This is a genomic window from Streptomyces sp. NPDC031445, assembly GCF_055581365.1.
In genome coordinates this window covers 1-12,020 of sequence record NZ_JBVIJO010000003.1, presented here as the reverse complement: position 1 = coordinate 12,020, position 12,020 = coordinate 1, and the positions used below count along the sequence as shown (strand labels likewise).

At 72.7% G+C, this 12,020-nt stretch carries 10 protein-coding genes; 5 read left to right on the top strand and 5 right to left on the bottom strand.

Annotated features, from left to right (window positions below; all coding sequences use genetic code 11):
• Nucleotides 1–33: 33 nt before the first annotated feature.
• Together ACZ5DC_RS10315 and ACZ5DC_RS10310 are read right to left on the bottom strand one after the other, a co-directional pair.
• Complete coding sequence (locus tag ACZ5DC_RS10315; protein WP_468651326.1) at nucleotides 34–1,518, bottom strand: aminopeptidase P family protein; 1,485 nt, start codon at nucleotides 1,516–1,518, stop codon at nucleotides 34–36.
• A gap of 154 nt (nucleotides 1,519–1,672) precedes the next feature.
• Nucleotides 1,673–3,058 (bottom strand): PP2C family protein-serine/threonine phosphatase, encoded by a 1,386-nt coding sequence (locus ACZ5DC_RS10310; RefSeq protein ID WP_468651324.1) that lies wholly within the window; start codon nucleotides 3,056–3,058, stop codon nucleotides 1,673–1,675.
• Nucleotides 3,059–3,669: 611 nt separating this feature from the next.
• On the opposite strand from ACZ5DC_RS10310, the gene ACZ5DC_RS10305 reads away from it, so the two are divergent.
• A complete protein-coding gene (locus tag ACZ5DC_RS10305) occupies nucleotides 3,670–4,335 on the top strand; it encodes a bifunctional DNA primase/polymerase (RefSeq protein ID WP_468651322.1) in 666 nt (221 codons plus the stop codon).
• A gap of 190 nt (nucleotides 4,336–4,525) precedes the next feature.
• Nucleotides 4,526–4,999 (top strand): hypothetical protein, encoded by a 474-nt coding sequence (locus ACZ5DC_RS10300; RefSeq protein ID WP_468652052.1) that lies wholly within the window; start codon nucleotides 4,526–4,528, stop codon nucleotides 4,997–4,999.
• A gap of 261 nt (nucleotides 5,000–5,260) precedes the next feature.
• Here the strand turns inward: ACZ5DC_RS10300 and ACZ5DC_RS10295 are convergent, their stop codons facing one another.
• From ACZ5DC_RS10295 to ACZ5DC_RS10285, 3 genes are all read right to left on the bottom strand, one after another.
• Nucleotides 5,261–6,223 (bottom strand): DUF5926 family protein, encoded by a 963-nt coding sequence (locus tag ACZ5DC_RS10295; protein WP_468651320.1) that lies wholly within the window; start codon nucleotides 6,221–6,223, stop codon nucleotides 5,261–5,263.
• Between the two features lie 208 nt (nucleotides 6,224–6,431).
• A complete protein-coding gene (locus ACZ5DC_RS10290; RefSeq protein WP_468651318.1) occupies nucleotides 6,432–7,109 on the bottom strand; it encodes an ATP-binding protein in 678 nt (225 codons plus the stop codon).
• Between the two features lie 83 nt (nucleotides 7,110–7,192).
• Entirely contained in the window at nucleotides 7,193–8,020 is an 828-nt protein-coding gene (locus tag ACZ5DC_RS10285) for a glycerophosphodiester phosphodiesterase (RefSeq protein ID WP_468651316.1), read from the bottom strand.
• Nucleotides 8,021–8,259: 239 nt separating this feature from the next.
• Between ACZ5DC_RS10285 and ACZ5DC_RS10280 the strand changes: the two genes are divergently transcribed.
• From ACZ5DC_RS10280 to ACZ5DC_RS10270, 3 genes are all read left to right on the top strand, one after another.
• Complete coding sequence (locus tag ACZ5DC_RS10280; RefSeq protein WP_468651314.1) at nucleotides 8,260–9,696, top strand: S1C family serine protease; 1,437 nt, start codon at nucleotides 8,260–8,262, stop codon at nucleotides 9,694–9,696.
• A gap of 415 nt (nucleotides 9,697–10,111) precedes the next feature.
• Entirely contained in the window at nucleotides 10,112–11,242 is a 1,131-nt protein-coding gene (locus tag ACZ5DC_RS10275) for a hypothetical protein (RefSeq protein ID WP_468651312.1), read from the top strand.
• A 299-nt stretch (nucleotides 11,243–11,541) separates the two neighbouring features.
• Nucleotides 11,542–12,020, top strand: a 479-nt coding sequence (locus ACZ5DC_RS10270; protein WP_468651310.1) for an alcohol dehydrogenase catalytic domain-containing protein, incomplete at its 3' end; no start/stop codon positions are given.

Genomic DNA, 12,020 nt, shown 5'->3' with positions numbered 1-12,020 from the left:
CACCTCCCCGGTGCCCGGCCATTCAAACGCAGATCAGCTCTTCAGGGAGGCCATCCACGATTCGACCTCGTCCGACCGCCGGGGCAGCGCGGCGCTCAGGTTCCGGTTGCCGTCCTCCGTCACGAGGATGTCGTCCTCGATCCGGACGCCGATGCCCCGGTACTCCTCCGGCACGGTCAGGTCGTCGGCCTGGAAGTACAGCCCCGGCTCGACGGTGAGCACCATGCCCGGCTCCAGGGTGCCGTCCACGTACGTCTCGGTCCGCGCGGCGGCGCAGTCGTGGACGTCCATGCCGAGCATGTGCCCGGTGCCGTGCAGGGTCCAGCGGCGCTGCAGGCCCAGCTCCAGGACCCGCTCGACCGGACCTTCGACCAGGCCCCACTCGACGAGCCTCTCGGCCAGCACGCGCTGCGCGGCGTCGTGGAAGTCGCGGTACTTGGCGCCCGGCTGCACGGCCGCGATACCAGCCTCCTGCGCCTCGTACACGGCGTCGTAGACCTTCTTCTGGATCTCGCTGTACGTGCCGTTGACCGGCAGCGTGCGCGTGACGTCGGCGGTGTAGAGGGTGTGGGTCTCCACGCCCGCGTCGAGCAGCAGCAGGTCGCCGGAGCGGACCGGACCGTCGTTGCGGACCCAGTGCAGGGTGCAGGCGTGCGGGCCGGCCGCGCAGATGGAGCCGTAGCCGACGTCGTTGCCCTCCACGCGCGCGCGGAGGAAGAACGTGCCCTCGATGTAGCGCTCGCTCGTCGCCTCGGCCTTGTCGAGGACCTTGACGACGTCCTCGAAGCCGCGGACCGTCGAGTCGACGGCCTTCTGCAGCTCGCCGATCTCGAACTCGTCCTTGACCAGACGGGCCTCGGACAGGAAGACGCGCAGCTCCTCGTCGCGCTCGGCGGTGACCTTGTCGGTCAGGGCCGCCTCGATGCCGGCGTCGTGGCCGCGCACCACGCGGACCGGGCCGGTGGCCTCGCGGAGCTTGTCGGCCAGCTCCCGCACGTCGGCGGCCGGGATGCCGTACAGCGCCCCGGACTCGGTGAGGGAGTGCCGGCGGCCGACCCACAGCTCGCCCTGGCCGGAGAGCCAGAACTCGCCGTTCTCGCGGTCGGAGCGCGGCAGCAGGTAGAGGGTGGCCTCGTGGCCGTCGCCCCTGGGCTCCAGCACCAGGACGCCGTCCTCGGTCTGGTTGCCGGTGAGGTAGGCGTACTCGACGGAGGCGCGGAAGGGGTACTCGGTGTCGTTCGAGCGGGTCTTCAGGTTGCCCGCCGGGATCACCAGGCGCTCGCCCGGGAAGCGGGCGGAGAGCGCGGCGCGGCGGCGCGCGGTCTCGGCCGCCTGCGGGATCGGCTCCAGGTCACGCAGCTCCGTGTCGGCCCAGCCGGACTTCATGTTCTCGGCAAGCTCGTCGGAGACGCCCGGGTACAGGCCGTTCTTCCGCTGCTTGACGGTCTCCTCGGCCTCGGTCTCCGGGCCCTCCGCGGTAGCGGAGTCGGGGACGGCCGGGTTGAGCTCGTCGGACACGTGATCCTCCTCGATACGCCAGTGATCTCCCCCGGGGCCCGCGACGCTCCTGCTTGTGGCCGGGCGGGGACCACCATCATCGTACGGTCGTACCGGCAGCGGGCGGGGGTGGATGACCTGTTATGCCCGGTCATGCCGGCCGCGCGCGGGCGGCTCAGTCGAAGCGGGCCGCCAGCAGGACCACGTCCTCCTCGCTGTCGGCCGCGTCCAGGCCGTCCGGCAGGACCGCGCGCAGGACGTGGTCGGCGACGGCTCCCGGATCGTGCCGCAGCGCGCGCGGGACACCCGCGGCGGCGGCGTGCAGCCGGGCGAAGGCCCGGTCCGTCGGGTCGCCGGTGCGGTGCAGCAGCCCGTCGGTGTAGAGCAGGACCGTCTCCCCGGCCTCCGCCTGGATCTCCGCGCTGGGCGCCTCCCAGCAGGCGAGCATGCCGAGCGGCGCGGAGACGGAGGTTTCGGCGAACTCGGTGCGCCGCTCGCCGATCAGCAGCGGCGGGCTGTGCCCGGCACCGGCCAGGGTGACCTTGCGCACGGCGGGCTCGCAGTAGGCGAACAGCGCGGTGGCCGAGCGGGCCGGCTCGGTCAGCCGCAGCAGCAGCTCCAGGTCGGACAGGACGGCGACCGGGTCCTCGCCCTCCATGACGGCGTAAGCGCGCAGGGAGGCGCGCAGCCGCCCCATGGCGGCCACCGCGCTCGGCCCGGAGCCGGTGACCGAGCCGACCGAGAGGCCGAGGGCGGCCTCTGGCAGCGGCAGGGCGTCGTACCAGTCCCCGCCGCCGCGCGGGGACGTGCGGTGCCGGGCGGCGAGCTGGACACCCGGCACCCGGGGCAGCCGGGCGGGCAGCAGCTCCTCGGTGAGGGTCGCCACGCACGCGCGCGTGCGCTCCACCTCCAGCAGCCGGGCGAGGTGCTCGGTGGCCTGCCGGACGTACAGGCCCGCCAGGTGGCGCCGGCGCTCGTGCGGCTCGGCCGGTTCGTCGTAGAGCCAGACGACGGCGCCGAGGCGGCCGGCGGACTCGGTGGCGAGCGGGAGGGAGTAGCTGGCGGCGTAGCCGAGGCGGTCGGCCACCTCGCGGTGGCGCGGGTCCAGGCCGTCCTCGGCGAACAGGTCGGGGTGCGCGATCTCGGCGGCGCCGCGGGTGTCGTACGGCAGGGCGGAGCGCGGCACGGTCTCGAGGTGGCCGAGGTCGGCGCGGCCGAGTCCGAGGCCGAGGGTGGTGCGGGGGCCGTCGCCGTCGGCGGGCTCCAGGACGGCCAGGCCCCGGTGGGCGCCGACCAGGGCGGCGCCGCCGCGCAGCAGTTCGTGCAGCGCGGGGTCGAGGGCGCTGGTGCGGGAGAGGCGCTCGGTGAGTTCGTGGAGGGTCGTGAGGTCGGAGACCCAGCCGGCCAGCCGGTCCTGGAGCAGGGCGCCGGGGGCGGGGCTCTGCGGCGCGGGGACCGCGGGGGCGGGACCTGAGACGGGGGAGGCGGGTGCGGCAGTGTGGGCGGGAGTGGGAACCGTAGAATCGATTCCGGCCACTTTCGGAGGGTGCGGGGCGTTCATGGCGTCCGGCCTTCAGACCGGTGCGTATTGCTCAAAAGCATCGCAAACCCCCATGTCACTCTGCGCCGCTAGCAGTGTCTCCACATGTACACGCACTCGTGAGGGGATGTCCAGCATTGTCCTGCGGGGATTCCTGGTGTCCATGAGGTTGGTGAGGGTTTTCCTCGAACCCCTTGCCTTACTGCCAAGTTGGCTCAAAACTGCCTTAGGTATCGGTTCATTGCGGTCGACTGGCCTTGCTCGACGGAGCGTCACAGCGGTCGTGATGGGTACGTACTCGGAGAAGGCCAGGGGTGGTTGGGGGCCACCCGGAACCTGGCGACGGACCCGGGCGTCATAGCCACCGACGGCCGAGCCCCATCCTCCCGTGGCGGAGGCGGAGAGAACTACGCGCGACGGCGAAACGCCAGACTTCGCCACCCCACGCCGCGGCCGTGCTTTTGATGGACGCACTATGGACGCGGACGCGGCCCACGCTCGACCCCCCGGGGTTCCCCCTGCCGTGCACGGGGGTGTGATGCGCCAACAGGTACGCCCAGTGAAGTGATCGACACATGGTGTGATGTGATCCACGGTGTTGCCAGCGGTGCAACGGAAAGGAACGAGCGCTGATGCGCGAGATCCTCGGAAGGCGACGCAGGCTTCTGTCCAGGCGGAACGGCGGGAGGCCTGAACTGATCGGCGCGGCCCTGACCTTCGCGACGCAGTGGCAGTGGCCGGTGCTCCCCGGAGTGGCGCCGGACCCGCAGGGGCGGGCCCGCTGCGCCTGCCCCGACCCGGAGTGCACGGTGCCCGGCGCGCACCCCTTCGACCCCGGCCTGTTCGCCGCCACCACCGACGCGCGCATGGTGCGCTGGTGGTGGACCAACCGGCCGGCCGCCCCGGTCATCCTGGCCACCGGGGGCAAGGCGCCCTGCGCGGTCAGCCTGCCGGCGCTCGCCGCCTCCCGTGCCCTCGCCCTGCTCGACCGGCGCGGCATGCGGCTGGGACCGGTGATCGCCTCGCCCAGCCGCTGGGCGCTGCTCGTCAAGCCGTACTCCATGGAGCAGCTCGGCGAACTGCTCTACGCCAAGGACTTCGTCCCCGGCTCCCTGCGCTTCCACGGCGAGGGCGGCTATCTCGCGCTGCCCCCGTCCGAGACCGGCCAGGGCGCCGTCCGCTGGGAGCGCGCGCCGCTGCCCGGCTCGGCCGCGCCCTGGGTGCCCGACGTGGAGGCCGTCGTGGACGCCGTGGTCGACGCCCTCACTCGTACGGGTGTGAGCGCGCCCGAGTTGTAGGGGTGTCGGGCGCGGGCGGGGCGGGCGAGCCCCGCTCGCTCGTTATCGTCCGCATATGCAGCGTCAACCCGGCGGCCATCGCGCCCCACGGCCGCACCGCGTGCCACGGCCGGACCGAGGCCGGCGGAACCACCGAAAGCCCGACCCCCGCCAGCTGCGGCTGCTCGCCCTCGCGGGCTTCGTGGCGGCCATGGCCGCGCTGCCGCTGGCCGTGGCCTCCGCGCGGCAGGCGGGCGACACCGGCCGGACCGCCGTACCGGCCGCCTCCCGCGGTGACGCGGGGACCCGTCCCCACACCGGCAGCCGCTTCCCCCGCCCGCTCGGCCTCGGGCTCACCACCGCCGCCCGCTGCGGCCCCGAACTCACCTCGCCCGAGGGCATCGAGGCGCAGACCTGTGTGCTGACACGGGGCGAGGACACCTGGGCGCGCACCTACTACCGCAATGCCACCGGCGAGTCGCTGGACTCCGTGCTGAGCCTCATGGGCCCGGACGACCGGACCGTGCAGATGCGCTGTGCCACCGGGTCCGACGACGAGCCCGCCACCTGTGAGACGCCGCGCGAGCGCAGCCGGGGCGGACCGGACGCCTACACGGCCGTCACCGAGTTCGCCGAGCGCGGCCCTGCGGGGGCGCTGCTGCTCCGCTCCGGCAGCAACTCCTGAGCCAGCGGGAGCAGTTGACCACCGACCGCCGCGCGGCCCGCCGTACGCGGGCATGGAAAGACCCGGTTGCTGGCGACGGGGGATGCACCAGCAACCGGGCTACTGGAACGGTAACAAGAGATCGGCGGTTCGCAAATTCCGGGTTGGCTATTCGGACACCGATTTCCCTGTCCGGGCCGGGAGTTGTGACAGGAGTCACCTGCCGCACGGCCCGGTGCCACGGCTGACCGACCGGTCAGCCGTGGCACCCGGGCGCGGGCGTCAGCTCAGCGTGACCTGCCGGTTGGTCAGGCCGCCGCGCGCCCGGCGTTCGTCCGGGGTCAGCGGCTCCTGGACGGCGAGGGCGGTGGCGAGGCGCTCGGCGAACTCGGCGGCCGGCTTCTCCACGTCCTCCGCGGTGACCCCGGTCGGCAGGTCCCAGACGGGCACGATCAGGCCGTGAGCACGGAAGGAGCCCACGAGCCGGGTGCCCTCGCCGAGGCTGGACCGGCCCGCCGCGTGCAACCGCGCGAGGGCGTCCAGAAGCTGCTCCTCCGGGTGGGGCATGACCCAGCGCAGGTGGTTCTTCTCCGGGGTCTCGCACCAGTACGCGGCGTCCACGCCGGACAGCTTCACGGTCGGGATGGCGGCGGCGTTGGCCCGCTCCAGGGAGGCCGCCACCTCCGGCGTGGCGTTCTCCACGTCCGGCACCCAGAACTCGAAGCCGCTGTGCACGACCGGCTCGAACGCGCCCTGCGGGTCGAGCAGATCCTGCAGGCGGGGGCCCTCGGCGGAGGCCCGGCGGCCCTGCACCGGGGTGCCGGGCGTGGCCTCCAGCGCCCGCAGCAGCGTGTCGGCGAGGTCGCGGCTGATGTCACCGGACGCCGTGTCGTTCTGCAGGCCGAGCAGCACCGAGCCGTCGTCGCGGCGCAGCGCGGGCCAGGCCATCGGCAGCACGGTGGCCAGGGTGACCGACGGGACGCCCTCGGGCAGCCCGTCGCGCAGGGTCAGCCCGGCCGTCGCGGCCGGGACCAGTTCGCGCAGCGCGACCCAGTCGCACTCGCCGGGCAGTCCCTCGAACGGGCGCTGCACCAGCTCGGTCGCGGCGTGCGCGGCGGCCCGGCCGTGGCAGGCCTTGTAGCGCCGGCCGCTGCCGCAGGGGCAGGGTTCGCGGGCGCCGACTACCGGGATCTCCCCGTCGATCGGCTGCGGCTTGGCCTTCGTCTGGGGTCGCTTCTTGGCCATGGTGGGTGTCTCCCGGTTACGGCTCTTCTCGTACGTCCGGAGCCTAGCCGTTCGGACCATGGCCGACGGGAACCTGTGGACAACGCACGCGCGCTCGACGCCGGTGGGTGAATCCGCGGGCGGTGGACGGGGGACACGCCGTCCAGCGGCCGTACGTCCCCGACCACGCGGGACCGCAGCGCCCCTGACGACGCGGCACCATGCCGGCTCAGTCCAGTTCGTCGAACGCCTCGGTGAAGTCCAGGCCGGACAGGGCCGACAAGCCCGGCAGGCCGGATGGGCCGGGCAGGCCGGGCGGCTGCGCGGATCTGGTGACGCGCGTAGCGAAACCGTCGCGGCGGCACCCGGCATCGGGATCGTGGACGTCCTCGTGGACCAGCGCCCAGACGGTCACCTCGCCCTGGACGTCGTCCCGGACGCCCCAGTCGTCGGCGAGGGCCGTGATGATGTTCAGCCCGCGGCCGCCGTGCGCGGTCACCGAGGGCGTGGCCGGCGCCGGGCGGGTCGGGCCGCCGCCGTCCGTGACCTCCACGACGAGCCGCCCGCGCGCGTCGACCCGCCATGCGGCGCGGACGTCCCCGTCCCCGGCCGCGGCGTCCCCCAGGGGCCGCCCGTGCTTGCAGGCGTTGCTCAGCAGTTCGGAAAGGATCAGTACGGCGTCGTCGATGACCGACTCGGACACGCCACCGCTGCGCAGCTGCGCCCGCATCCGGTGCCGCGCCTTCCCCACGCCCGCAGGGCCATGGGGTACGGCCATGCTCGACGACGTGGGCACCTCCTGTGCCACCACCAACGCCACCCCCGAGACCTCCTTCGCCCCACGCCATGGGGTGGATGCCCTCCCGGCCTGTGCCGGAAACCGGCCAATCCTCTTCCGGTGACGCATACGACGCGGGCGGACACGCAGCGAACGCGCCGGAGCACACCCCGTGACGGGCCCGCGCGCGCCAGGGGGTGGCGTCGGCCGGCTCAGCGGCCCAGTCGCCGCAGCACCGCGCGCGGACGGTTGGTGATGATGGCGTCGACGCCCAGCCCCACGCAGAGGTCGACGTCCTCGGGCTCGTTCACGGTCCAGACGTGGACCTGGTGGCCGGCCCGCTTCAGCCGCTCCACGTACGCGGGGTGACCGCGCACGATGCGGATCGAGGGCCCCGCGATGCGCACGCCCGCGGGCAGCCGCCCGTCGCGCAGCCGGGGCGAGACGAACTGCATCAGGTACACCGTCGGCAGCGTCGGCGACGCGGCCCGCACGCGGTGCAGCGAACGCGCCGAGAAGCTCATGACGCGCACCGGCGACTCGTCGGCGGAGGCCGGAGCGTCCAGCCCGAACCGTTTCAGCAGGGCCAGCAGCCGGTCCTCGACCTGGCCCGCCCAGCGCGTGGGGTGCTTGGTCTCGATGGCCAGCTCCACCCGCCGCCCGGCGTCCGCGACCAGCTCCAGCAGCCGCTCCAGGGTGAGCACGGACGTCTCCTCGCGGTCCTCCGGCCGGTGCTCCCAGTCGGGCTCCTCGTCCCGCCCGTGCCAAACCTCGCGCGTCTTCCAGGAGCCGAAGTCGAGGGCGGCCAGATCGGCCAGTTCCAGCGCGGAGACCGCGCCGCGGCCGTTGGAGGTACGGTTCACGCGCCGGTCGTGGACGCAGACCAGGTGGCCGTCGGCGGTCAGCCGTACGTCGCACTCCAGGGCGTCCGCGCCGTCCTCGATGGCCTTCCGGTAGGCGGCGAGGGTGTGTTCGGGTGCGTCCTCGGAGGCGCCCCGGTGGGCGACGACCTGGAGGGAGTGCTGTCGTGCGTGGGTCACCGCGTCATGGTGCCACCGTCGCCGGGTACACGGGGCGGCGCGGGCGGATGCGTGCGACGCACGGGGAGCCTGCGGCATGCACGTTACAAAACCTTTGCTCGGAAGATCCTATATAAACCTATATAAAGACGGCTGCCGGACCCACAGCCACCGCTTATGGTGCTCTGACGGCCCGTGGGAAAAGCTGGCCCCAGACCAGTGCGACCGACGACACCAGGCGTGGATCGAGGAGAAGACCTGTGAGCACCGAGAACGAGGGCAACACGGTACCCCCGGCGCCGTCCGCACCTCCCGTGCCGATGGCCTCTCCCGCCGCTGCACCGCAGGGCCCCGCCCCGGAGGGGAACGCGCCGACGGCTCCGCTGCCGCCCGTGCCCCACGAGGCCCCGGCGACCTCGGCGGCGGCGGACCACGGCCCCGCGTACCAGCCCGGCCCGGCCCCCGACGGCTCCTGGCCGCCCCCGCCGCCGGCCACCCCGGCCTACGCCGACGGCGGCTCCGGCGCCGCGGGCACCGGCTGGGGGAGCACCTACCAGCAGCCCGCCCCCAAGCCGCGCGGCGGACGCGGCGGGCTCGTGGCGGCGGTCCTGGTGGCCGCGCTGGTGGCGGGCGGCCTGGGCGGCGGCCTCGGCTACACGCTGGCCAAGGACCGCGACGACCGCGGCTCCACCACCGTCTCCGCGTCCGACAGCGGTGCCACGCAGGTCAAGCGCGCGCCGGGGACGATCGCCAACGTGGCCGCCAGGGCGCTGCCCAGCACGGTGACCATCGAGGCGGAGAGCACCAGCGGCGAGGGCGGCACGGGCACCGGGTTCGTCTTCGACACCCAGGGCCACATCGTCACCAACAACCACGTGGTGGCGGACGCGGTGGACGGCGGCAAGCTGACGGCCACCTTCCCGAGCGGCAAGAAGTACGACGCCGAGGTCGTCGGCCACGCGCAGGGCTACGACGTCGCGGTGATCAAGCTCAAGAACGCCCCCCCCGACCTCAAGCCGCTCGCCCTCGGCGACTCCGACAAGGTGGCCGTCGGCGACGAGACCATCGCCATCGGCGCCCCCTTCGGGCTGTCCAACACGGTCACCACGGGCATCATCAGCGCCAAGGACCGTCCGGTGGCCTCCAGCGACGGCGGCTCCGGCAGCAAGTCGTCGTACATGAGCGCCTTGCAGACCGACGCGTCGATCAACCCCGGCAACTCCGGCGGCCCCCTGCTGGACGCGGCCGGCGCGGTCATCGGCATCAACTCCGCGATCCAGTCCACCGGCAGCGGCGGCTTCGGCACCGGTCAGTCCGGCTCGATCGGCCTGGGCTTCGCCATCCCGATCAACCAGGCCAAGTACGTCGCCCAGCAGCTGATCAAGACCGGCAAGCCGGTGTACGCGCGCATCGGCGCGTCCGTCTCCCTCCAGGACTCCGGCGACGGCGCGCAGATCACCGACCAGGGCACGGGCGGCTCCGCCGCGGTCGAGTCGGGCGGTCCGGCGGACAAGGCCGGCCTGAAGTCCGGTGACGTCATCACCAAGCTCGACGACCACGTGATCGACAGCGGCCCGACCCTGATCGGCGAGATCTGGACCCACAAGCCGGGCGACAAGGTGACGGTCACCTACAAGCGCGGCGGCCAGGAGCACACGGTGGAACTGACGCTGGGTTCCCGGGTGGGCGACAGCTGACGACCGTGTCCTGACCAGGGATTCCGCGACCGGGCCACCCCGAATGCCGTCCAGGCCGAGGGGTGGCCCGGTCTTTCGTTTGCGGGGCTGCGGCTCAGCTCGGGGCCTCACCGGCCTCGTAGATCGTGGGCCTGTCCGCGGGCGCCGGACCGGGCATGGCGTCGATCGGTTCGCCCAGCGCGCCCGGCACCTTCGCCTCCCGGCGCTTGCCCCTCGCGACGGCTTGTCCCCGCTCGGGGTGCGGTGCGTCACCGGAGTGTCCGACAGCCCGCCGGCCCGTGCCGGAACCCCCTCGTTCGCCCGGTGGCCGGCCGCCGCGGTGGCCGGTCAGGCGTGTCAGGGGGCACCGAAGGTGTCCCGGGAGCATTCTGGGGGCACTGGTGAGCGCCGGGACAGCCGACGAGAGGGTCCGGTCATGCGGGAATCGTCGCAGGACGTCACGGTCGTGGCTCTCCTGGCGGATCCGGACGCGCCGACGCAGATCGCGCGGCGCATCGCCCGCGTACTCCCTGCGCGGCTCGCCGGCAAGTCGGGCCAGGGGCGGCGGTTCGACGTCAAGGTGGTCAGTGAGCCCTTCACCGGGGGGACCGAGGATCTGTCCACGTTGACGCGCCGGATCATCGACCGCGCGCGTGGGGAGCATTGGGACGTCGTCGTGGCCCTGACCGACCTGCCCCTGCACACGCACGGGCACAAGCTCGTCGTGGACCTGAGTCATGAACACGGCCTGGCGCTGTTGTCGCTTCCGTCGCTGGGGGGCCTGCGACTTCAGCGAAGGGCCCTGCGGACGGTCGAAGAAGCCGTGCTCAGCCTGTCGACTCCGCGCGCCACCGGGGAGGAGGAACCTTCCCGGCGTCATCCGCTGGGACGTTTCGCCCGTCATCTCGCTCCTGTTCACCCGGGTCCGATCGGTGAGGAGGAGGCCGCCGATCTGCGGTGCGTCGTCAGCGGGCCGGGCGGTTACCTGAGGGTGCTCAGCGGCATGGTCCGCGCCAACCAGCCGTGGCGGTTGGTGCCGGGCCTGTCGAAAGCCCTGGCGGCCGCCCTCGCCACGGGAGCCATCGCCACCGTGAACTCCACCCTCTGGAGCCTGTCCGAGGCCCTGAGCACCACGCGTCTCGTGATCGCGATGGTCGGGTCCGTCGTGCTCATGATCGGCTGGCTGATCGTGGACGCGAAGCTGTGGCATCGATCGACGGATGCCTCGCCGGAGGAGAGGAAGAGGACGACTCTCTACAACGCGTCCACGGTCGTGACCCTGGGCATCGGCGTGGTCGTCTGTTACGCGGGCTTGCTGGTCATCAACCTGGTGTGGGCGCTCTTCATCCTCAACGACAAGGTCTTCGCCTCGATGACACGGACCCCGCTGCACCCCACGGAGTACTGGACGCTGTCCTGGTTCGTCGCGTCGATCGCCACGGTGGGCGGCGCGCTGGGATCCGGTCTGGAGAGCGACGAGGCGATCCGGGCGGCCGCCTTCTCCAAGCGCGAACAGGAACGTCGCCGCCTGCGGGCGGGCGACCACGATGACCAGGGGGCGACCTGAGCCGGAGGGGTGCCGGGGACCCGTGACCGTCCGAGTACGGCAGATCCGCTGATCGATCGGTGCTGGTTGTTTCCGTCTCATGCGGACGGGGACCCGCACCGCGTGCCGTCGGAGTGCTGGGGTTGCGCCGGGCGGGCCGGCGGCGCGATCACCGTTCCACCTGATTTGGGTGAGCGGCCCGCGGAGGCGTTGCCGGAGCCAGGGACCCGGTCACGGCGACTTTCGGGTGTCGGGCTCTTCGCGTCGTCTCATCAGCGCCGTGCCGCGGTCGTCATGCCGCGACACCGAGGGAAGTCATCATGAAAGCAGCGGTATATGAAGGTCCGCGGACGGTCGCGGTGAAGGACGTGCCGGACGCGAAGATCGAGCACCCCTGCGACATCATCGTCAAGATCACCACCACCAACATCTGCGGTTCGGACCTGCACATGTACGAGGGCCGTACCTCGTTCGAGTCCGGCCGTACCCTCGGGCACGAGAACCTGGGCCAGGTCGTGGAGGTCGGTCCGGCCGTCCGCAAGGTCCAGGTCGGCGAGTACGTGGTCCTGCCCTTCAACATCGCCTGCGGCTTCTGCAAGCAGTGCGAGCAGGGCCTGACGAACTACTGTCTGACCATGCAGCCGGTCCCGGACCTGGCGGGAGCCGCGTACGGATTCGCCGACATGGGCCCCTACCAGGGCGGTCAGGCGGAGCTGCTGCGTGTGCCCTACGGCGACTTCAACGCGCTGCGTCTGGGCGAGGACGCCGGCGAGCGGCAGACCGACTATGTGATGCTCGC